This window comes from Herbaspirillum sp. alder98, from assembly GCF_020179755.1.
Taxonomy (GTDB): domain Bacteria; phylum Pseudomonadota; class Gammaproteobacteria; order Burkholderiales; family Burkholderiaceae_D; genus Herbaspirillum.
Genome location: NZ_JAIUCY010000003.1, coordinates 506303 through 529359 on the forward strand (window position 1 = coordinate 506303; position 23057 = coordinate 529359).

Genomic DNA, 23057 nt, shown 5'->3' on the forward strand with positions numbered 1-23057 from the left:
AGAAAATGAAAGCACTTACGATGAACTCCCTGCTGCGCCCGGTGCGCATCAGTTCGGTCCTGCTGGCAGCGCTGCTGGCGCTGGCCGGCTGCTCGGTGGCGCCGACCTATGACCGCCCTTCGGTCGACACCCCGGCCGCCTTCAAGGAAGCCGGCCCTCAGCACGGCCAGGACGGCAGCCAGTGGAAGACCGCCCAGCCCGCCGAAGACATCACCCGCGGCGAATGGTGGAAGATCTTCGGCGATGACAGCCTGAACGCGCTCGAAGAGCGTGCCCAGCACGCCAACTTCGACCTGAAGGCGGCCGCCGCCCGGCTCGGCCAGGCCCGTGCCCTGACGCGCGACGCCCGTTCGAGCTACCTGCCGCAGGTCGACGCCGGCATCGGCGCCACCCGCCAGCGGCCATCGCCGGCCTCGCAAGGCCTGGCGGCCGACGCCGATACCCGGCCGTCGACGCTGTACCGCGCCCAGCTTGGCGTGTCGTACGAGGTCGACCTGTTCGGTCGCGTCTCGTCCAGCGTCGATGCCGCCACGGCCGACGCCCAGCGCAGCGAAGCGCTGTTCCATTCGGTGCTGCTGGCATTGCAGGCCGACGTGGCGCAGCAATACTTCCAGGTGCGTGAGCTTGATGCGGCGCTCGAGTTGTATCGTGGCACGGTGGAATTGCGTGGCCAGTCGCTGAAACTGGTGCAGCGACGTTTCGATGAAGGCGACATCAGCGAAGTCGACGTCGCCCGCGCCAAATCGGAACTGGCCTCGGCGCAGTCGGAAGCATTCGGCATCGCCCGCCAGCGGGCAACGGCTGAACATGCACTGGCGATCCTGCTGGGCAGCACGCCGGCCGAATTCTCGCTGCCGGCCCGCCCCCTGTCGCGCATCACCCTCGACGTGCCGGCCGGATTGCCGTCGACGCTGCTCGAACGCCGTCCCGATATCGCCGCCGCCGAGCGCGCGATGGCGGCCGCCAATGCCCGCGTGGGCGTGGCCAGGTCGGCCTTCTTCCCCAGTCTCAACCTGACCGGTGGCCTGGGTTACGAGTCGGCGCAACTGGGCGATCTGTTCAACTGGTCCAGCCGCACTTTCCTGCTGGGTCCGTTGGTGGGTACTGCCTTGAGCATGCCGCTGTTCGATGGCGGCCGACGCCAGGCCGGAGTCGACCGCGCCCGTGCCAGCTATGAAGAGCAGGTCGCGACCTATCGCGGCACGGTCTTGAATGCCTTCCGCGAAGTCGAGGACAACCTGGCCAACCTGCGCATCCTGGGCGACCAGAACCGCGCGCAGGATGAAGCCGTGGCGGCTTCGGCCCGTGCAGCCAAGCTGTCGCATGTGCAGTATCGCGAAGGTTCGGTCAGTTACTTTGGCGTGATCGACGCCGATCGCACGGTGCTGCAACAGCAACGCGTGTCGGTGCAGCTGGATGGCGAACGGGCACGCTCGACCGTGAACCTGATCCGCGCCCTGGGTGGCGGCTGGGGACCGGTGCCGGCCGCCGCGCCAGAGACCCGCCTGTCGCAAGCCAACAGCACTAACTAAATCACTGCGTCATCCCGGCGCAGGCCGGGACCCAGCGACTTTTTCAGCGACCTGATGATGACGCTAGAAGACGCTGGGTCCTGACTTGCGTCAGGACGACAGCCATTCCGATCACCTGCCTACGAGAAAACCATGTCCATCACCCTGCACCAAATCAGCATTCCACTGCTCATCAAGGGCATGCAGAACCTGTCCGCCCTGCTGGACCGCGCCGAGCAGCATGCCGACGAACAGCAACTTGAATATCAGGTGCTGCTGTCGGCGCGACTGTTCGGCGACATGTATCCGCTGACGGCTCAGGTCCAGCGTGCCAGCGACACCGCCAAGGCCACCGCCAGCCGCCTGTCGGGTCTGGCCGCGCCCAACTTCGCCGACGACGAGACCAGCTTCGACGAGCTGCAGGCGCGCATCAACAAGACCATCGTGTTTCTGGAGGGGATTCCGGCCGACGCCATCGACGGCCAGGAAGAACGCCAGGTCAAGATGATGTTGCGCGGCGAAGAGCAGAGCATGAGCGGGCTCGACTACCTGACCCGGTTCGGGCTGCCCAACTTCAGCTTTCACGTCGTCACCGCCTACGACATCCTGCGGCACAAGGGCGTCAAGCTGGGCAAGATGGATTACCTGGGGCTGTAAGCCGGCCTCGAAGAAGATTCCCGTGGTACTTGCCCGCCTTTGGCGGGCTTTTTTTTGCCTATACGGTGCCGGCGCGTTGCAACAGGGCTTCGCAGCGTGCCGACAGGCCCACGATGGCGAGCGACTTGCCGACGCGGGTATAGCGCTCACGCAGGGTCTCCAGCGCGGCAATAGCCGAATGGTCGGCCAGGCGCAGGTGGCGGCAATCGAGCACCACCGCCGGCGCATCGTGGGCGATATCGAACAGCTCCAGGAAATGCGCCACCGACGCGAAGAACAGGGTGCCGTGCGGCAGGTAGGTGCGCGCGCCTTCGGTGTCGGCGATGTCGGCGCGAATCTCGCGTGCATGCTGCCACGCAAAGTTGAGCGCGGCGATCACGATGCCGCACAGCACCGCCACCGCCAGGTCGGTGAAGACGGTGATGATGGTCACGGCGACGATCACGATGGCGTCGCTCCTGGGCACCCGGCCCAGGACCCGCAACGAACCCCATGCGAAGGTTTCCTGCGCCACCACGAACATCACCCCGGCCAGCGCCGCCAGCGGGATGCGCTCGATGGCCGGCGACAGGAACAGGATGAACAGCAGGATCATCACGCCGGCCACCACGCCCGAGACCCGCGAACGACCGCCCGAACCGAGGTTGATCATGGTCTGGCCGATCATGGCGCAGCCGCCCATGCCGCCGAACAGGCCCGAGGCGATATTGGCCGCCCCCAGCGCCAGGCATTCGCGATTGGGCTGCCCGCGCGAGGCGGTGATTTCATCGGTCAGGTTGAATGTCAGCAGCGTTTCGAGCAAACCGACGATAGCCATCAGCACCGCATAGGGCCCGACGATGCGCAGCGTTTCCAGGTTCAGCGGCACCTCGGGGAAGTGAAACAGCGGAAGGCCGCCGGCAATCCTGGCCATGTCGCCCAGGGTCGGCGTGGGCACATTCAACAGATGCGTCGCCAGGCCGACGCCGACGATGGCTACCAGCGCGGGAGGCACCGCGCGGGTCACGCGGGGCAGCAGCCAGGTCACCAGCATGGTGGCCAGCGTCAGGCCGATCATGGTCGCCAGTTGCGTGCCGTGCAGCCACTGCGGGCCGGACCCGCTGTCGTGCCGGAAATGTTCCAGCTGCGCCAATGCGATGACGATCGCCAGTCCATTGACGAAACCCAGCATCACCGGATGCGGCACCATGCGCACCAGCTTGCCCAGCCGCAACGCACCGAACAGCAGCATCACCAGGCCCGACAGCAGCACCGTGAGCAGAAAATACTGCGCGCCATGCTGTACCACCAAGGCCACGATCACCACCGCCATCGAGCCGGCCGCGCCCGACACCATGCCGGGACGCCCGCCGAACAGCGCGGTGATGGTGCAGATGAAGAAAGCGCCGTACAGCCCCATCAGTGGATTGAGCTGCGCCACCAGCGCAAAGGCGATGCATTCGGGCACCAGGGCAAAGGAGGTGGTCAGGCCGGCCAGCGTTTCGCGCCGCAGGGTCACTGCCCGTGAAACAGCCACGGCAGGGGAAGAATCAAGTTGGGTCATGGAAGGCAGACTGCGTGGTGGCGCCAGGATGCGCCGGGGAAAGCCGCGATTCTACACCGCCTACGGCCGCGCTCAGTCTCGCGAATAGATCACCCGCAATGCGGTGCGTCGCTCGTCGTCCGGCAAGTCATTGACCGCGCGCAGGTAGGCAATCGAGGCGTCGCAAGTAGCGGGCGGGTCAGCCTGGCGGCGCTGCGGCGACGACAACAATTTGAGCTGGTCCTGGGTCAGCGGCGCCAGCGCGCGGCGGATCACGCGGGTGCGCTCGGCCAATGAAAAGCGCACCGCATTGGCGGCCTGGGCGTCGCGCATCAGGTGTTGCGTCATGCTCAACTCACGAGTGGCGAAGTCGCCCGACAATGCCGCCTGGGGCACTTCGCGACCGGCTGCGGCATCGCTGCGCGAACGCGGGTAAATCAATTCGGTGCAAGCCGCCGCGCTGATGCCGCGCAGCGCCACTGCCTGGTCCAGCAACAGTTGCTGGAACTCGCGCAGCGATTCGTCGGATGCGATCGGCAGCAACTTGCGGCTGAGCACGCCGACCTGCTCGCGCCCGACGGCGGTGATCTCGGCATCCGACGCGTGCGCCTGGACCCGGGCCCAGGCCAGGTCGATCATGCGGGCGAAGTCCTGCGGGTGATAGCGCGCCATGATATCGAATAGCGCGGTGCGGGTGAATTCGTGTTCGAGGATGCCGCGCGTGGTGGCGATGGTGGCCAGGCGCGCGGTCTCGCCGCCGCTGCTCAGGCGCGTCACCACCCCGGCCTGCAGCAATTGGCCCAGTTCCGGGTACCAGCTGCCACTTGGCGCAGTATTGGCGATGTGTTCGATGAAGTCGCGCGGCAGTCCGAACTTCTGGTAGGTGTCGAAGGTCAGCTTGCGGTCGAAGCCCTTGTTGATGCGGTCATCGCCACCCACGGTGTAGAGGGTGTGAAAGCCGATATGGGCGCGCGGATCGATGGCACGTTCGCGCCCGGCCAGAAACGCCAGGGTGCAGGAAGACGAACACTCCTGCTCGACATAGGTGTCGAGGCCGTGGCGCTTGATCACTTCACCGACCAGCTTGCCTTCACGCACCCAGCCACCGGCCGAATACAGCACCACCGTACGGACCTCGGGCGAGCGCTGCAGCAGCGCCTCAAGGCCCTCGGCGGCGCCGTCGTTCATGCCGCCCTGCAGCAGCACCGATCTGCCGTCGACCCGCAGCTGATAACTGACGGGTGGCCCCAGCTGCTTGCCGCGCGCGATATCGAACTGCTGGCGCAGCGAATGGCGCGCATTCCAGCTGCTCGATATCACGCTGATGGCGCCGCAGATGATCAGGAACTTGACCACCACCTCGGCCCAGCGGCGTCCGCCGCGTTCTACGTGGCGACTGGCCGACATCCAGCATCCGCGCACGCCCCAGGTCCAGGCGACATAACTGAAGGCGGCAATGACCAGCACCCCGCCGACACCGACCCGGGCCGGCATGTCATTGGTCAGCCGCGCCAGCACCGAGATGGCGAACGCCGGCAGCAACGACGACAGCAACACCGTGTGCAGCCAGTAGGAACGGCCAAGCGAATAGTCGCCGCGCCAATGGCGGCCGATGAAGTTGGAGCGCTTTTTACCGGCAAGCGCAGATGCAGCGGGAGCGGTTACTGCCTGGGACAATACGATTCCTCGATACGCAGGGATGCAGGGGGCGCAGTCGAATCACACACCTGGTCTGCGCCGCTCATCCGGCAGCATAACCCAAATGCGAACGGTTCCGCCCAAGTGCGTCAGGCGGCGCCGGAAATCTTCGACAGGTCGACCTCATCGATCTGGCTGGCATGCATGAACTGCTCCGCATAGCGCTGGTAGACCTTGTTACGGATGAAGACGTCGAAGATATCGGGATCGATATGGTTACGCGCGCGGAAACCGGAAAGAATATCGATCGCCTCGTTGAGCGTATTGCCGCGCTTGTAGGGGCGGTCGGCTGCCGTGACCGCCTCGAAGATATCGGCCACCGCCATGATGCGCGCCGGCACCGACATCTGGTCGCGGGTGAGTCCGCGTGGATACCCCTTGCCATCGACCCGCTCGTGGTGGCCGCCGGCATATTCGGTGACATTGCGCAATTGCTTGGGCCAGGGCAAGGACTCCAGCATCTTGATCGTCACCACGATGTGGTTGTTGATGATCTGGCGCTCGGCATCGTTGAGGGTGCCGGCGCGGATGCGCAGGTTGCCGGCCTCTTCCTCGTCCAGCAGGGGACGCAACTGTCCGTCCGGACCGCGCCAGTGGCGCGCGGCGATATCGAGCACGCGTTGCTGGTCTTCCGCGCGCATGCCTTCGGTACCGAAATTGCTATGCCGCAAGAAGGCGCGTTCATCGTCGAGCTGGGCGAATTCGGCCTGCAGGCGGGCGTCGAGTTCGGCGCTATGGGCCGGGGTCAACGCCGCGCCCAGCGCCAGTTTTTCGTGCAGCACGCGAATCTCGGCATCGCGCTTGATGACTTCGAAGCGGGTATCGACCAGGTGGATGCGATCGAAGATGGTTTCCATCTTGGTCGCTTTTTCGACGATGTGGGTCGGCGTGCCGATCTTGCCGCAATCGTGCAGCAGGCCCGCCACCCACAGCTCGCGGCGGTCGGCGTCGGTCATCCGGAAATCGGCCAGCGGGCCATCGGTGGTGTCGTGCACCGCCTCGGCGATCATCATGGCCAGTTCCGGCACATGTTCGCAATGGCGACCGGTGTGCGGCGATTTTTCGCCGATGCCGACGTTGATCAACTTGATCAGGCCTTCGAACAGGCTTTCCAGGCGCTGGATCAGTTGCTGGTTGGCCATGGCGATGGCCGCCTGCGAGGCCAGCGCCTCGATGAAATGCTGGTCGGTCTCCGAAAACGGCACCGGCTCGCCGGTAACGGGATCGATGGCATTGACCAGTTGCAACACGCCAACCAGTTCGCCCTCGTGGTCCTGCATCGGCACGGTCAGGAAAGACTTGGAGTGGTAACCGTACTTTTCGTCGAACAGGCGCATGCCGTTGAAGTTGAAGTCGGTAGCCTGGTAGACGTCCGGGACGTTGACCGACTTGCGGGTATTGGCCGCATAGGCCGCCACCGCCGACAGATTGGGCTGACCGTCGGGCAGGGTCAATGCGATGTTGGGGATCGAGATCGGCTGGGCGCTGGTGCCGCCCTGGTGCATGCCCAGGGTGTCGTTGAGCGAGATGTAGAACATCAGGCTGTTGTCGCTATCGTCAATACGATACAGCGTGCCGCCGTCGGCCCGGGTGATGTCCTTGGCCGTCAGCAGGATGCGCTCGAGCAGGCGCGGGATATCGCGGCTGTTGCCGAGCGCCCGGCTCAGCTCGGTGAGCTGGTCCAGCCTGTAAGAAATGTCACGCTGCTTGTCCATGGCGTCGGCCGGCACAGTAGTGGATGAAAAGTCGGGTGCGTTCATGTTGCCAATCGGTTATGGACCCGTTCAGTGCGCCCTCGCGGCGCTTTCTGACGTTTTCGAAGATGCTCTGACGGCATCTTGCGGATTGTAAGGCCGCGCCGATGCCGGGCTTACCGCGAGCTTGAGGCCAAATCGCCTGCAATTCTGCGGCTAGTCCTTACAACTTGATGACATGCTTTGTACAGGGACAGCACAGGCAGCAACACAAGCGCTTTACGGGGGGTTCTTTTCGTTGATTTAGAAGCCTGAATAACTTAACATCGAACATTGTTGCAAGATTTGCCATATTTTTCGCAAATCCAGTCTGGGAGGGGGTTTCCGGCCTGCAACGACAGCTAGTGCAAGTAGCTTGCGCGGCTTAAAACACTAACGATGGCTTTGACATGCGTGTAGAAATTCTCGGTTGCAGCGGTGGTATCGGCGGAAACGGCATGCGTACTACCTCGCTGCTGGTCGACGACGACATCCTGATCGACGCCGGCACCGGCGTCGGCGACCTGCCACTGGAGCGCCTGGCCAGGATCGACCACGTCTTCATCACCCACGCGCACCTGGACCATATTGCCTGCCTGCCACTGATGGTCGACAGCGTGGGCGACATGCGCAGCACCCCGATCACCATGCACGCCACGGCCGCCACGCTGGAGATCATCCGCCGTCACATCTTCAACTGGCACATCTGGCCCGACTTCAGCCAGATCCCTACGCCGGATGCACCGTTTCTGCGTTTCGCCACGGTCGAACTGGGCCAGCCGGTCACCGTCGGCGACCGCAACATCACGCCGCTGCCGGCGTTGCACACGGTGCCTGCCGTCGGTTACCACCTGCACAACCTGGATAGCGGCGCCTCGCTCGCCTTCAGCGGCGATACTACCGTGTGCGACCCGCTGTGGGAAGCCGTCAATTCCATCGCCGACCTGCGCTACCTGATCATCGAAGCCGCCTTCGCCGATTGCGAGCGCGAGCTGGCGTTGCTGTCGAAGCACCTGTGCCCCGGCCTGCTGCATGCCGAACTGGAAAAACTGCGCAGCCATCCCGAAGTGCTGGTCACGCATGCCAAACCCAGCCAGGTGGCGCAGATCACGCAAGAGATCGCCGACGGCCGCGGCAGTCATCAGCCGCGCATGCTCGCGCCCGGCACCGTCTTGCAATTCTGACGCCCCGCCTTGCGGGGCGTCGTCTACCTTACTGAACCACGCACTCCGGCGCGCCCTTGGTCGCACCCACGGCCTTGTTGCCGTTATTGCTGTTCTGGCTGATGGTGGGCGGCATCACGAACTGCAAGCCACTGGCGGGCGGCACGATGACAGGTGGCTGGTTCGGGCCCGGCACGAAACCGAACTGCCCGGCGTTGAACAGTTGCTGGCCACCGCCGTTGGCGACCAGCACGGCGCCGGTGGCGACGTCGATGTACAGCCCCGGTGCCGGCGGTGCGCCGGTCGGGGTTGGAATACCGCCGCAGTCGGCCTGGCAGAAGATCGCGCCGAAATTGGTGCCGCGAATGCCGATGGTGGCGGTTGGCGTATTGAAGTTCACGGCTTCGTGATTACGCTTGCCGACCAGCCCGGTCACTGCCCGCAAGCCGCCCTTGACCAGGCCGATGGCGACCGAGTCATTCTCGGGCTTCTTTTCGTCATAGACATACTTGTCCACCGACACTTCGCTACCCGGACGCAACACGATCTCGGCATTGTCGACAAACTTCACGCGGGTATAGGTTTCGCGCTCGGTGATGAGGGTATCGCCCTGCAGGATGGCCGACTTCAGGCCCAGCACCTTGCGTGTGCCATCGGCGTGACGCACGGTGAGCACGCCCGACAGGTGGGTGACCTGGCCGACCACCTGTTGCGCCTGCGCTGCCAGGCTGGTGCCCAGCAGCGCCAGGGCCAGCGTCCACAACAGGAACTGGCGGGCAAAAAGGCTGCTGCGGTTTTCTCTAAATGAATTCATTGCCTGCCCGGTGATGCGATTGGTGATGATGGTGTTGAGCATGGCTGGCCTCAGGTGCACATCGGCAGTTTCTTTGGGCTCTTGCCGTCACCCGCTTCGCCGAAACTACCGCTGCCGCTGCTTTGCGAACTGCCGCCGCTTTGCTGGACATCGCTAATGCTTTTCGAACCGCTGCCGAGTTGCGTGATGTTGACCGTGCTCTGCAGGTTCTGTGCTTGCTGGCTCTGTGCTTGCTGGCTCTGTGCTTGCTGGCTCTGGGCCTGCTGGCTCTGGACTTGCTGGCTCTGGGCTTGCGTCGTCACATTGGTGTTGCTGCCAGAATTCGTGGTCGTAGCTGGTGCCGGATTCGGAATCACCGCCGCGTTACCGAGTTGCGTGTACGACACGCCGGCACCATAGGACACCGAACCGGTTGGCGCCGATGGCGTATAGGCGCCAGTCGCCACCACATTGGCATTGACGGTCAGGTTATTGCCGGCGGTCAGGTTGATGTTGGCACCCGACAGCACCCCATTGGTAATCAGGTTACTGGTCGGATCGTTGGCCGCGCCGGCGGTCAGGCCGATGTTGCCGCCCGCGCTCACGCCGCCCGAACCGATGGTCAGCGGGCTATGCGTGGCCACGGATACATTACCGTTGACGGTCTTGATCTGACCGGTGGTATTGATGCCCAGCATGGCCAGCTTGGTAGCTGCCGTATTGGTATTGGCGGTCGGCAAAGCGCCCAGGAAATCGGCATTGCTGCCAATCGCTGCGGTCTGCAGGGCGCCCGTGTTATCGATAGTGATATTGCCGGTGGCAGTGCTGACGCCATTGAGAATCACGGCACTGGTGTCGCTGCTGTTGAGGCTATTGACCAGCTTGATGTCGCCGGTGCCGCTGTTATTGGCCGCGAATGCCGCGATCTGGTTACCTTCCACGCCCGCCAGGTTGATGCCAGTGACGGCCTTTGCGATCAATTGCGTCTTGACGTGCAGCGAGGTGCCGCTGTTCTGGCTGATACTGCCGCTCTGCGAGTCGATCACCAGGTTGTTGGCCGTGATGTTACCCACATACAAGGTGCCGCAACTGTTGCTGCTCAAGGCGGCATCGGCCAGGGTCATGGTGCCGCCGCTCTGCGAGAACGACTCCGACACGTTCAGGCGCGAACCGGCCGCGCCGTTGACGGTTGCCGCACCCGACAGCGACAGGCCATTCAGGCGCACGCTGCCATTGAGTTGCATGGTGGCGTTGCTGATGTCGATATCCATGGTGGAGCTGACATTACCCAGCACCAGGGTCGGGCCGCTCGGCGTCGTCACGGCTAAGCTATTGAAACCTTCTCCGCCCCCACCTTCGTCACTACCCGTCAGCCTGATCGATCCGCTGCCGCTGGTATTGGCGTTGAGCGTCAGGTTTGATGCATTCTGCATGTTCACGCTGCCGTCGATCACGGCCGTGCCGTTGGCAGTGAGATTGCCGCCGGTCAGGCGAACGGAGCCAGATCCGGTGATGTTAGTGGTACCACTGAACGTCGTATTGCCGCCGCTGATCTCAAGCTTGCCGGAATCGATCAGGGTACTGCCTGACACACTCAGGCTGCCATCATTGACGACCACGCCACCACGGCTTTCGATGGATCCCGCCTGCACCACCAGCTTGTTCAATCTGGTCGTGGCCTGATCGCTATTGAGAACCAGGATACCGCTATCGACTAATTTCAGGCCACCGCTATTGGTCATGTTGAGCGTATGCGCATAACCACTATTGTTGGCGCCAGCACCCCCGCCCTCGCTGGCATAGCCCGACGTGGCAGCCACCACCACATAGCCGCCATCGGCCACCAATGTACCGCTGCCGGTAACGTTGGTAGTGCCGCTGCTCTGGTCGGCGCCGCCGAATCCGATATTGGCGCCGTCGTGATTGGTCAAATTGCCGTTGAGAGTGATGTTGGTCACGCCGCCAGTAGTCAGCGTACCGTTGTAGTTGTTCTCGAAAGCGGTACTGACCGTGAAATTGGTATCACGCAATGTGAGGCGGCCCTGGTTGTCAACATTACCCACGGTTGCATTGCTCACGCCGCTCAGCGTTACGTTGCCTATATTGCTCAGGGTCCCGATCTGAACCAAGCTCGCGTTGATGGCCGTCACGCTGGCCCCGCTCAAGGTGCTGAGGCTGGTAGCAACCAGTGAAGCGCCGCTGCCCAACGTCAGGTTGGCATCGGTAGACATGTCGATAGAGCCAACCTTCAGGCTGCCACTGCCGACATCCAGAGTGGCATTGTTGGTCAGGTTGAGCGTGCCGTTGGCGTTGCCTGTCGCACCATTGCTGATGAGCACGTCGCCGCCTGTGCGTATGGTGGCAAACGGACCGACCTTCACCTCGAACTTGCCGGCATTCCTGTCGCGATAGTTGGTGGTCAGCACCAGCCCCATCGGCAGCGTGACGTTGCTGGTGATGTTGGCATTGATGTTGATGTTGGCATCGGCCTTCAAGGTCAGTGTCGTGCCATAGCCGAAGTTATTGGTGATGTCCGCATTGACCGTGATATTGCCGCCGGTGCCGGTATCGCCACCAGTGGCCAGCACCACGCTCTGGTTGGCATTGAGCATCTGGTTGATGGTGCCATTGCTGATGCGCGAGGTCTCGCCAATGGACGTGATGACATTGCCGGCGTTGGCGATGTCGTCGGCGATGTTGTTGGTCGACACCACTTCGAGGTTATACGGATCGATGTACCAGGTGCCGCCCGAACCCACGGTAGGCGCCTTCACCACGTCCAGCTGCTTCAGGCCCGAGGTCTCGACGAAACCGCCATGCCCGGCCGCGCCGGTGGCCGAGACATTACCGTCGATATAGGCTGCGCCATCCGAATACAGCGTGACGTTACCGCCCACCGTGCCGTCGGCCGTGATACTGGATGTAGCCGCCGTGGTCAGTTTCTGCGAGGCGCGCAGGAAGATGCGACCACCTTCCTTGACCACGCTCGATGCGCTGATGACGCCGCTGTTGTTGATCAGGCCCGCCGCCACGCCGATGCGACCGGCGTCGGCGGTAATGGTGCCCAGGTTGGTTACGCTGCCGGCGCCGCCGGTGACCTTGACCGTCACCCCAGGGGTGGCAGTGTCGGCCAGGGTCACGGTGTCGCCGGCGCCCAGGATCACTTCGCCGCCTGCGCTCTTGATGACGCCGCTGTTGCTCACGCTGCTGCCGACCAGGTAGACGCTGCCGCCAGTGGCCGACTGGATGGTGCCCTGGTTATCGACCGCGCCAGCGGTGCCCTGCTTGACGAAATTGAACTTGCCCGCCAGGAAGTCGCTGTCGCTGATGTTGAGCGTGGTGCCGACGAAGCGGCCGACGTCGACCATGCCGCCCGGCCCGATCACCAGGCCGTTCGGGTTGTACAGCACCACCGTGCCGGGCGCGGTCAGCTTGCCGTAGATCTGCGAGATGTCGCCGCCGGTCACCCGCGCCAGCAGCGCTGCCAGCGAACTGGGCTGGTTGACGTTGACGGTGGCGTCCGAGCCGATCGAGAACGAGACGAAGTTGGCAATCGCCTGCGGCGAGAGCTGGTTGATGTTGAGCGTGTTGCCGTTCTGGGTAAAGGTGATGCTGCCATTGACCACGCTCCAGCCGGTAGGCAGCGTGCCCGCCGCCGGCGCGGCCGCCAGGGCCGGCATCTGCCAGGCGCCGCAGACGGCGGCGGCCGCAATCGACACCTTCAGCGTCGGCGCCAGCACCCGCTTCCATGAACGCTGCAACAGGCCCGACAACAAGCTGGGCAAGCGCAGGCGCGGACGCCAGGTGAGCGTCAGGCGACGGCGCCCCACGCGCATCAGGATCGAGGGTGGCATCAGTTCGATGGCGGGCTTGGCGGAATTTCTTGTTGTCTGTGTCATGTCAGAACCCCAGGACAGCGCTCAGGTGGGCATTCAGGTCGCCGCGCTTTTCCAGCGCGGCGCCACCGTTCAATTGGACCCGCGCCACATCGAGGCGCAGGTTGAAGTCGCGGCCCAGCGCATAGCGCGCGCCGAAGCCGATGCTGGCCACGCTGAGCGTGGAACTGATCGCGCTGCCTTCGGTGTTGTTGTTGAAGCCGCGCCCGGCATCGATGAAGCCCAGCAGGCGCAGGCTGCCCTTGACCTCGCTCTTGGCCAGCAGGTCCGGGGTATAGATTTCGCTGTTGATGAATATGCCGCTGTCGGCCGACACCGCGCGCTCGGTGAAGCCGCGCACCGCCGACGCCCCGACCAGGCCGAACTGCTCGACCGGCACCAGCGCATTGGGCGACACCTGCACGGTGCTGGCCAGGCGCATTTGCCAGTCATTGCCGAATCCCTTGAACAGCGACGCGCCACCCCGCACGATGACGAAATGGTCGGCCGCACGGCGGCCGCTGGCAAACGCCGAGTAACGGTCGGTGATACCGGTGGTGGCACCGGTGCGCGCCGTGCCGGTAGCAATGTTGCGGGCGATACCGAGGTTGTAGTCGAGAACCTGGCCGATGCTCTGCTTCTGGGCGCTGTAGGTCACCGACAGTGGCAGCGTGGAATAAGGCGCGCAGCTTTCGATGCCGGCGTTGATGCCCAGCAGCGAGCAGGTCGAATCGACCTTCTTGTAGTCGGCGCCAAACACCAGCTTGCTGGTCAGCTCGCCCTGGCGCGCAAAAAAGTGATTCCAGCGCATCGCGTAGACGTTACCCTTACCCGTGATCGACAGCACCGAACCCAGCGTGGGCGACTGGCCCGACGTGACGTTGGACTTGCCGTAGATGAAATCGATGCTGTCGCCCATGCCGTAGACCGGCACCCGGTAACCGAGCGAATAGAGGTCGACCTTGGAACCGGAGGGGCTGTCGGGCGAGGTGGTGTAGGCCACCGTGCCCACATGGTCGCGGTCGAACAGGTTCGAGTGCTGCAGCGCCACGCCGGTGCGGAAGTGGCCGGTGTCGGCGGTGCCGCTGTTGTCGACGGTGAGCATCACCCGCAGCGGGTGGTAGTCGGTGACGTTGACGGTGGCGTCGATCTTGCCATCGGCCTCGGCGGCGGCCAGGTTGACGTTGACCTGCTTGGCCGGGTTGTCGTTGGCCAGTTGCACCGACTCCGAGATGCGCCGCAGATTGGGGGTCGTCCCCTCTTGCAGGGCCGGAATGCTGGCGCGGATGTTGGCTTCGCTGAAATGCTTGTTGTCAGCCACGGTGACGCGACCGATCACGGACTCGACCACGTCGATGCGCACCACGCCAGCGCTCAGTTCCTGCTCGGGCACGAACACCTGGACGGCGCTGTAACCGGCGGCGCGATAAGCGCCTTCGAGCGCTTCGAGCGCCTTCTGCACGTCGCCATAGACGCGACCGGCGCCAGTGAAGGGACTGACTGCATGATCGACTTCGGCGGGCTTGAGCAGGGTGTTGCCCTGGACCTCGAAGCGCTTGATCTCGAATCGCTCATCGGCCATGGCGACCGGTTCCTGGCTGGCCGCGGCCGGCGCCTGTGCGAACGCGCCCAGCGCGGCCGTCGCCAGCGCCATCCCCATGACGGTGTGTTGAAAGCTCTGTTTCATCCCTGTGCGAACGCCCGTGTTCGGGTCACTCGCCTCCCTGTTTCTTGTCTTTTCGGATGCGCCGCCCTGACGACGCCCGTATTTTTGCCGTGGCTTAGCAAGCGTCTTTCGTTGATGCTCAATCGGCCACGGCCGCGCGCGCCCGAAGACGCCGCGGCCAATGCCATCATTTGAAGATCGAAGAAATTCCCCTGCCGTGAGAATCAAGAAATGCCGCGCTTTTGTTGCAGCGTTTTTGCCTTCCTTGACGCCTGTAAAGTATAGATATTCGCCTCGCGGGCGTCGACACAAATCGCGCAAAAACCCCGCCCGCGCTGGCCTGCAGGCAGTTTTCCCACGCATTAATTTCCACATGGAAATTAATGCGTGGCGCGCCAGACAACAATGTTCAAATCGACAATGCCGTTCTGAACATGTGCAGCTGGCGGTGCGCTACTTGGTGTCGAAGGTGGTCACGCCATCCCAATCGGTAGGGGGCGGCGCCATGCGGAAGTGGCCGATGCGCTCCAGGTAAAGCGTGTACAGGCCATGCGGCGATTTATCCTGCAGGGCCACGATGAGGCGCTCGGCTTCATCCCACTGTTGCGCGCGCAGCAGGGCCAGCGCCGTGTGCCATTGCGCCACGTCAGCGGCCACGGCAGGATCGAGCTCACCTTCGGCCGCCAGCGGCTCGAAGATCGGCACCGGCTCGTTCTTGCCCTTGACCCGTACCCGGTCCAGTTCGCGATAGACAAAACCCGGGGCGGCGTCACGCGTGGCCTGCCCCACCAGCACGCCCACCCCATAGACCTTGGTGATCGATTCCAGCCGCGACGACAGATTGACCGCGTCGCCCATCACCGTATAAGCCCGACGAATCTTCGAGCCCATGTCGCCCACGCGCATCGAACCGGTGTTGAGGCCGATGCCGATCTTCAGCGGCGGCCAGTTGCGACGCACGAATTCTTCGTTCAAGGCGATCGTGGTCCGCTGCATCTGGAGCGCCGTCGTCACCGCCCGCGCGGCATGGTCGGGCAGGTTCAGCGGCGCCCCCCAGAACGCCATGACGGCGTCGCCGATGTACTTGTCGAGCGTGCCGCGGTTGCCGCGAATGTCTTCCGACATGGCGGTCAGGTAGGCATTGATGTATTCGCGCAATTCATTGGGCTGCAGGCTTTCGGAAATCGTGGTGAAGCCGCGTACGTCGGAGAACATCACGGTCAGCTCGCGGATCTCGCCTTCCATGTTGTAGCTGGCCGGGTTGGCCGCCATCTCGGCCACCAGTTCGGGCGCAACATATTCGCCGAACAGGTTGACGATGGCGCGCCGGTTACGGTATTCGAACAGGTATCCCCAGCCCAGATTGCTGATGAACATGGCCGCCACCAGCAGCCATGCGGTCGCCAGCGGCAACACCAGCCCACCGGCGTCATACAGCCAGAAATTGAACGCGCCCAGGCCGCCGCCCACCAGCAGGGTCAGCACCACCGACCACAACGGTCCCAGCATCGGCAGCAGCAAGCCCAGCACCAGGCCGATCAGCAACACCTGGATCAGGTCGTAGCCCACCGCAAATTCAGGACGCTGCTTGAAGTCGCCGTCGATGATCGAAGCGATCAGGTTGGCGTGCACCTCGACCCCCGGATAGACCGGGCTGACCGGTGTCGCCCGCAAGTCGTTCAGGCCGGGCACGGTGGTGCCGACCAGCATGATGCGGCCATCCAGGTCTTGATGCGGCACGCGCCCCTTCAACACATCCACGGCCGGCACATAACGAAATGCGCCGCCGGCCGGGCCGCCGTGGCCGCGATAGGTCACCAGCGTGGTCAGGTGCCGCTCGACGGGAATGAAGAGCGGCTCCGGCTTGACGTCCACGGCAATCGAATCGAGTGCGCCATAGTCGCGCAATTGCTGCTCCGACAGCACCGCATCGTTCTGCAGGAACACCGGCTTGATCTGCGCCCCCTTCAAGGCCACGCGTGCCGTCGCCAGCGCCAGCGATTCATAGAAATTGTCGCCCACCTGCGCCACCAGCGGCACCGCGCGAATGAGGCCGTCGTCGTCCGGCAGCGGGTTGAAGAAGCCCCCCGAGCGCGCGGCCTGCTGCAGTTGCGGCAAGTTGGCGCCGTAGGCGCGCCAGCGGGTCACATCCAGACGCCGTCCACCGAGGTCGTCGACGGTAAAGGCGGGTGCCGGCAATTGGCCCTTGGCGATGGCGCCGGCTTCGTTGGACAGGTTGTAGCCCATCACCACCGGTTGCCCCTGCAGAGCGGCGGCCAGCCGGGCGTCGTAATCCATCTCGGACTTCAGGCCCTGCAACTGGCGACTGAACTGCGGCACATCCTTGAGTTCGCCACGGGCCAGTTGCTCCAGCCGGCCATACCCGGAACTGGTATCGGGCTCGGCAAACACCACGTCGAAGCCGACCGACGGCGACTGGTAGGTTTGCGTCATCTGTCGCACCAGTTCAGCCACCACGTCGCGGCTCCAGGGCCAGCGGCCGATCTCGGCGATGCTCTTTTCGTCGATGTCGACGATGACGATGCGCGGATCCAACACCGGCTTGACCACCCGCATGCGCAGGTCATAGAAGAACAGGTCGAGCCGCCCCACCCACTCGCCCGGCAAATACGCCGTCACCTGGGCTGCGGCGATTGCCGTCAACACCAGTGCCAGCAACCAGCGTGCCCAATACTTGGCCCCCGCCTGACGCAATCGACGCAACATCACTTCCCCCGGAATCTTGTTGGCTGCGATCATGCCAGCAGATCGAGGCCGCCACAATCTTGCCATGTAGCATTAATGAACATCGGCGCAAATCGGGTTCTAATGGCCACCAAGATCAGCGACCACAGGAGAAGCGATGAAACAGATTCCCACCATGGTATTGCGCAATGGCGCACGGGTACCGGTGCTGGGCCAGGGCACCTGGAACATGGGCGCGTCTGCCGCCAGCGCCGCCGCCGAGATCAAGGCGCTGCAGGCCGGCATCGAGCTGGGGCTAACGCTCATCGACACCGCCGAGATGTATGCCGACGGCGGCGCCGAGAAAATAGTGGGCCAGGCTATCGCCGGCCGCCGCGACGAGGTCACCCTGGTCAGCAAGGTGCTGCCGCACAATGCCTCGCAACGCGGCACCATCGCCGCCTGCGAAGCCAGCCTCAAGCGCATGGGCACCGACCATATCGATCTCTACCTGCTGCACTGGCGCGGGTCGCACCCGCTGTCGGCCACTGTTGCGGCGATGCAGACGCTGGTGGCGCAGGGCAAGATCGGCGGCTGGGGCGTGAGCAACCTGGATGTGGACGATATCGACGAATTGCTGGCCCTGGAGCAGGGCCGGGAATGCCTGGTCAACCAGGTGTTGTACAACCTGTCACGGCGCGGCATCGAATTCGACCTGCTGCCGCAGGCGCGCGAGCTGGCCATGCCGGTGATGGCTTATTCGCCGATCGAGCAGGGCCGCATCCTGGGCCATCCGGTGCTGGCCGAGATCGCGCAACGGCAGCACGCCACTGCCGCCCAGATCGCCCTGGCGTGGGTGCTGAAGCAGCCGGGCGTGATCGCGATCCCGAAGGCGTCCAGCGAAAAACATGTGCAGGAAAACCGCGCCTGCCTTGACATCGATCTGTCCGAAGCCGACCTCAAGGCGCTCGATGCGGCGTTCGCGCCGCCCCGGCGCAAACAAGCGCTGGCGATGCTGTAAGCGACGCCGATGTGGCTCAGCCGGCGCCCAGCTGGCGCAACAGGTCACGCACCGCTGCCGGTATCGGCGCGATCACCGGCACCGTAAAACGCTGGGCCAGGGCGATGGCCGCCTGGCCCAGCGGCCCGCCACCGATCACCACTGCCTGCGCACCATCTAACGCGATGCATTCCTGCACCGCAACGGCCAGCGCCTCTTCGAGTGCCTCGGGGTCGGCCGCCAGCAGGCGCGGGTCGCCCGCCGTCAGGCGGATACCGCTGTACTGCTCATCCAGGCCCAATGCGCTGGCCCTGGCGGCGATGGCCGTGGCCAGCTCGGGCGTTACGGTCGCCACACCGAAGCGTCGCCCGCCGCTTGCGGCCTCCAGCATCGACGCCTCGCAGATGCCGGCCACCGGCACCTGGCTGGCGGCGCGCACGCCTTCGATGCCGGGGTCACCGAAGGCGCTGATGATCACGCCGGCGTAATGCGTGCCGGCAGCGCGCCAGTTGCGCACCACCTCGGGCGCGGCGGCGGCCAGTTCGACATCGTTGACGATCATCGACGGACCGCTGCCGGCGCTGACGCCATCGATGACAAAACCCGCCGGCAATTCGGCCGCGGCGATACTCACCATCATGTCGGTGGTGGCCGCAGACGAATTGGGGTTGATCAGCAGGATATGACGCATGCCTTGCGGCTCCTCTCCGGGCAATGAATCGGGCAATAAATCGGGCAATAAATCGGGCAATGAGTCGACAATGCGTCAGGCACGGGCGACGGCGGCATCGTCCAGCGGCGCATCGGGTGACTTGCCGTAGGTTTCGGGCACGCTGCGGATACTGATGGTGAAGATCAGGTACATCACCGCAATCATGCCGAACACGCCGGCCAGTCCGAAGGCGTCGAACAGGCGCCCGGCCGCCAGCGGCATGAAGGCGCCGGCAGCGGTGCCGGTGGCCAGGATGAACGCGGTGCCGAAGGCGCGCACGCGGGTCGGATACAGTTCCGGCGCGAAGATCCAGATGGTGGTATTCAACAGCAGCACGAAGAACTGGAACACTGCGCCCGCCACCAGGATCATGGCAATGTTCTTGGCCAGGAAACCGATCGCCAGCGCCGCGCCGCAGGCGCACACCGCTCCCACCGTCAGCACCCGCTTGCGCGGCATGTGAAATCCGAAGGCCGACGCGGCGATCGCGCCCAGCAGGCTGCCGCTCTGCATCACCATGGTGAACAGCAAGCTCTTGGACATGCTGTAGCCCAGGCTGACCAGGATAGTCGGCATCAGCGTCAGCACCGAGATCTGCGCGCCGTAGGTCATCCAGATGGCGATGCACAGCGGCACGGTGCGACGCGCCAGCGCGCCCTGGAAAATCTCTTGCGGGCGCACCTTGATGCGCCGGGCCTGGGCGCGACTGCCATCGTCGGCGATCCACTCGGTGCCCTGCGGCGCGGGCCCCGACAGCTTGCCGCTGGCCAGGCGCGACAGCACCGTATTGGCCTCGGCGATGCGGTGCTGCGACAACAGGAAGCGCGGCGTCTCGGGAATGTAGCGACGGTAGAAGGCGCCCAGCAGGGCCGGCAGCATCAGGCAGAAGAACAGCCAGCGCCAGCTGTCTTCACCCGGGAACAGCGTGAAGACCAGCAGGCCGAACGCCGGCGCCAGGAAGTTGCCCAGCCCGCCGGCCCCGACATTGACCAGCCCGACGGCGGTGCCGCGGAACTTGCTGGAGCAGAATTCCGACAGCATGGTCACGGCGATGGCGATCTCGCCGCCCAGGCCGAAGCCGACGATGGCGCGGCCGATGGCCATCACCGTCATGTCGGGCGCCAGTGCGCAGATGCCTGCCCCGAGCGTGAACAACAATAAATCCAGGCTCAGCATCACGCGGCGGCCATAGCGGTCGGCCACCAGGCCCGAGACGATGCGGCCGATGGCTGCGCTGGCGAAGGTGACCGTATTGAGCAGGCCGATGGCGGTGGCGTCCAGCCCCCACTGCTGCTTGAGCATGGGGCCGACCAGGCCGATGGCATTCTGCTCGAAGCTATCGAACAGGCAACCGATCAACACCAGGAAGATGATGGTGTGATGCGAACGGGTAACGCCGATCTTGTCCAGCGCACCGTCGAGCTCGGCAATGCGTGGGGTATCCGCGGAAGATAGTGATGGTCCAGCAGCCATGCTCAGCTCCTCGTGCGTGGGAAACGACGGATGGAACACTAATTTCACTTAAATAGTGTATGTGAAATTAATATTTCAAGTTCACGAGTTGTTTAGCAATTGTCGTGCCACCGTGCTGGCTGCATCTGGCAGGCAGAAACCGCCTGTTCACGCCAGACGGTGGTGAAGCGCCGATGCAGCTGCACCATTGGGGAGCAAGCCCGCATGAAAATGGTGATTCATATAAAAATAATTTTGAAATTATAATTTCAAAACTTCAATCGAAGTCCGCCAGTTCCTCGTGGCCTTGCTCGACGGCCGCCATACGCTTGCGTCCGGCGCTGCCGGCGGCTTCGATCACCATGGTGGACAGCAGGTCGCACAGCGCCATGACGGCCACGTGGTTGTCGAGCGGGCCGGGGCCACGGCATTGGCACTGCAGCGACCAGGTGGCGCCGGCAAAGTCAGGCGAGGCCTGGTCGCTGATATAGACGATGCGCGCGCCGGCGCGGTGGGCGGCCTCCAGCACGCGTTCCATCTGTGCGGTCTGGCGGCGGGTGCCGAAGACGATCACGCAGTCGCGCTCGCCCAGGCCGGCGGTGTATTCGGCCACGGTCTCGCCGGGACCGGGAATGGCGACCACCCGTGGCAACACCTGGATGATCTGCCAGCGCAGGTACATCGCAAAGGCATAGCTGCTGCGGCTGCCGAAGACCAGCACCTGCGGCGCGGCTGCGATGGCGCGACTGATCTCGCCCATCATGGCGTCGGACAGGCGATCGAAGGTGTCGGCCAGGTTGGCCTGTGAATGCTGGAAGTGCGCCGCGACCGACTTCAGGTGCCTGGCCGTGGCGGAGCCGCCTTGCAGCAGCGGCGAGCCGATTTCCTGCTCCTGGCGCACCTGGCGCCTTGCCTCTTCATAGTTTTCATAGCCGAGGCGGCGGATGAAGCGACTCACCGTGGACGGCGAAACGCCGGCCAGTTGCGCCAGTTCGTTACCGGCATAGCTGGCCAGTTCGCCAGGGAACTCCAGCAGGAAATCTGCCAGCTGGCGTTCGGTGGTCGACAATTCGTCAAGCCGGCTGCGCACGCGCCTGACGAACGATTCGGAGGAGGATTTCATGGAAGACGGGCGACGACGGCCCGATGGTCAAGGTCGGCGCATTGTAGCAGCGCCCTTGGCGCCGCGTCGGCGCCGGCCCCGATCAGCTGAACTTGCGTGCCGCGTCGATGGCCAGGCCGCTGCCGATACTGCCGAACAGGTCGCCTTCGACATGACGGGCATCCGGCACCAGCGCGCCGATGCGCTGGCGCAACAATTTCACGCCCGACGAGCCGCCGGTGAAGAACACGCTGTCGATATCGGCCGGGCGCAAGCCCGCCTGCTGCAACAGACCCGTGACGGTCTGCTCGACCGACTGCACCAGGTGGTCGACGGCCACGTCGAAGTCTTCGCGCTTGAGTTGCAGTTGTTCGGGTGGGCGCAGGCGTTCCAGATCCAGCGTGGCGCTGTCCTGCGACGACAGGGCAATCTTGCCGCTCTCGACCTGCAGGGCCAGCCAGTGGCCGCAGCGCTGCTCGACCACGTCAAGCAGGCGGGCAAAGCGCTCGCGATCGGCCACTTCGCGCGCCACATCCTGCAACTGCTGCCAGACCTTGCGGGTGTAGAGCTGGTTGATGGTGTGCCAGGTGGCCAGGTTGAAGTAATAACTCGACGGCACTTCGGCGTTGCCACCCAGGCGACCGCCCAGGCCCAGCAGCGGCATCACGCAGGACAGGCTGAAATACTTGTCGAAATCGGTGCCGCCGATGTGCACCCCGCCATTGGCCAGGATATCGTCGCGCCGCTCGCTCTTTCTGGCGCGCTCGGGCGACAGGCGCACCAGCGAGAAGTCGGAAGTACCGCCGCCGATGTCGACGATCAGCACCAGTTCTTCGCGCGCGATGCGCGACTCGTAGTCGAAGGCGGCGGCAATCGGTTCGAACTGGAAGGCGATTTCGCTGAAACCGACACTGCGGGCAATCTCTTCCAGCGTGTCTTGTGCCAACTGGTCGGCTGCGGCGTCATCATCGACGAAGTGCACCGGCCGCCCCATCACCACCTTCGAGAACGACTGCCCGGCGGCCCGTTCGCCACGTTGCTTGAGTTCGCCGATGAACTGCGCCAGCAAGCCGCGATAAGGTAACGCGCGGCCGCCCACTTCGGTCTGGCCATCGATGGCGCCCGAGCCGAGCAGGCTCTTGAGCGAACGCATCAGGCGGCCCTCATAGCCGGCCAGGTATTCGCCGAGCGCGGCGCGACCATAGCTGAATTGGTTTTCGTCGGCGTTGAAGAACACCACCGATGGCAGCGTCGCCTTGTCTTCTTCCAGGGTCAGCAGGCGCACGTCTCCTGCCGCACGGGCCCAGCCCATCGTGGAGTTAGAGGTGCCGAAATCCACACCGCAAGCATTCGCCATCGATCACTCCTTCATTTTCGGTCGGCAATCATATAGAAATCGCCGGGTCTTGTCTGCACGCAACCACGACCGTGTTTGAAGCAAACAACATGCCTTGCGGGGTGTTGTCAGGGTGCAAAGACGGCGATCGC

The 23057-nt window shown here is 64.0% G+C and carries 15 protein-coding genes; 4 read left to right on the forward strand and 11 right to left on the reverse strand.

The window, feature by feature from the left end; translation table 11 throughout:
- Positions 1 to 5: 5 nt before the first annotated feature.
- Together LBW87_RS10255 and LBW87_RS10260 are read left to right on the forward strand one after the other, a co-directional pair.
- Positions 6 to 1532, forward strand: coding sequence for an efflux transporter outer membrane subunit (locus LBW87_RS10255; RefSeq protein WP_225201342.1), 1527 nt, complete (start codon positions 6 to 8; stop codon positions 1530 to 1532).
- A gap of 132 nt (positions 1533 to 1664) precedes the next feature.
- Positions 1665 to 2168, forward strand: coding sequence for a DUF1993 family protein (locus LBW87_RS10260; RefSeq protein WP_225201343.1), 504 nt, complete (start codon positions 1665 to 1667; stop codon positions 2166 to 2168).
- A gap of 58 nt (positions 2169 to 2226) precedes the next feature.
- On the opposite strand, the gene LBW87_RS10265 is transcribed toward LBW87_RS10260, so the two are convergent.
- The 3 genes from LBW87_RS10265 to LBW87_RS10275 all read right to left on the reverse strand — a co-directional run bounded on the left by LBW87_RS10265 (position 2227) and on the right by LBW87_RS10275 (position 7103).
- On the reverse strand, positions 2227 to 3711 hold the full coding sequence (locus tag LBW87_RS10265) for a SulP family inorganic anion transporter (protein WP_225201344.1): 1485 nt from the start codon (positions 3709 to 3711) through the stop codon (positions 2227 to 2229).
- A gap of 72 nt (positions 3712 to 3783) precedes the next feature.
- Positions 3784 to 5367: a hypothetical protein gene (locus LBW87_RS10270; RefSeq protein WP_225201345.1), complete on the reverse strand. Its 1584-nt coding sequence runs from the start codon at positions 5365 to 5367 to the stop codon at positions 3784 to 3786.
- 110 nt (positions 5368 to 5477) lie between these two features.
- The gene (locus LBW87_RS10275) at positions 5478 to 7103 is read right to left on the reverse strand and encodes an HD family phosphohydrolase (RefSeq protein WP_225201422.1); all 1626 of its coding nucleotides are present in this window, start codon (positions 7101 to 7103) and stop codon (positions 5478 to 5480) included.
- A 428-nt stretch (positions 7104 to 7531) separates the two neighbouring features.
- Here LBW87_RS10275 and LBW87_RS10280 point away from each other — a divergent pair, with 428 nt between their 5' ends.
- Positions 7532 to 8305, forward strand: coding sequence for an MBL fold metallo-hydrolase (locus LBW87_RS10280; RefSeq protein ID WP_225201346.1), 774 nt, complete (start codon positions 7532 to 7534; stop codon positions 8303 to 8305).
- Positions 8306 to 8333: 28 nt separating this feature from the next.
- Here the strand turns inward: LBW87_RS10280 and LBW87_RS10285 are convergent, their stop codons facing one another.
- The 4 genes from LBW87_RS10285 to LBW87_RS10300 form a co-directional block, all read right to left on the reverse strand.
- Positions 8334 to 9140: a FecR domain-containing protein gene (locus LBW87_RS10285; protein ID WP_225201347.1), complete on the reverse strand. Its 807-nt coding sequence runs from the start codon at positions 9138 to 9140 to the stop codon at positions 8334 to 8336.
- A gap of 8 nt (positions 9141 to 9148) precedes the next feature.
- A complete protein-coding gene (locus LBW87_RS10290; protein WP_225201348.1) occupies positions 9149 to 12976 on the reverse strand; it encodes a beta strand repeat-containing protein in 3828 nt (1275 codons plus the stop codon).
- 1 nt (position 12977) lies between these two features.
- On the reverse strand, positions 12978 to 14612 hold the full coding sequence (locus LBW87_RS10295) for a ShlB/FhaC/HecB family hemolysin secretion/activation protein (protein ID WP_225201423.1): 1635 nt from the start codon (positions 14610 to 14612) through the stop codon (positions 12978 to 12980).
- 459 nt (positions 14613 to 15071) lie between these two features.
- On the reverse strand, positions 15072 to 17345 hold the full coding sequence (locus LBW87_RS10300) for a CHASE2 domain-containing protein (RefSeq protein WP_225201424.1): 2274 nt from the start codon (positions 17343 to 17345) through the stop codon (positions 15072 to 15074).
- 136 nt (positions 17346 to 17481) lie between these two features.
- Here LBW87_RS10300 and LBW87_RS10305 point away from each other — a divergent pair, with 136 nt between their 5' ends.
- Complete coding sequence (locus tag LBW87_RS10305; RefSeq protein WP_225201349.1) at positions 17482 to 18324, forward strand: aldo/keto reductase; 843 nt, start codon at positions 17482 to 17484, stop codon at positions 18322 to 18324.
- Positions 18325 to 18340: 16 nt separating this feature from the next.
- On the opposite strand, the gene LBW87_RS10310 is transcribed toward LBW87_RS10305, so the two are convergent.
- The 4 genes from LBW87_RS10310 to LBW87_RS10325 form a co-directional block, all read right to left on the reverse strand.
- Entirely contained in the window at positions 18341 to 18994 is a 654-nt protein-coding gene (locus tag LBW87_RS10310; RefSeq protein WP_225201350.1) for an aspartate/glutamate racemase family protein, read from the reverse strand.
- Positions 18995 to 19069: 75 nt separating this feature from the next.
- Entirely contained in the window at positions 19070 to 20488 is a 1419-nt protein-coding gene (locus tag LBW87_RS10315) for an MFS transporter (RefSeq protein ID WP_225201351.1), read from the reverse strand.
- Between the two features lie 256 nt (positions 20489 to 20744).
- The gene (locus LBW87_RS10320) at positions 20745 to 21590 is read right to left on the reverse strand and encodes a MurR/RpiR family transcriptional regulator (protein ID WP_225201352.1); all 846 of its coding nucleotides are present in this window, start codon (positions 21588 to 21590) and stop codon (positions 20745 to 20747) included.
- Positions 21591 to 21672: 82 nt separating this feature from the next.
- Positions 21673 to 22926 carry an Hsp70 family protein gene (locus LBW87_RS10325; protein WP_225201353.1) on the reverse strand — a complete coding sequence of 418 codons (1254 nt, stop codon included), beginning with the start codon at positions 22924 to 22926 and terminating at the stop codon, positions 21673 to 21675.
- Between the last annotated feature and the right edge of the window lie 131 nt (positions 22927 to 23057).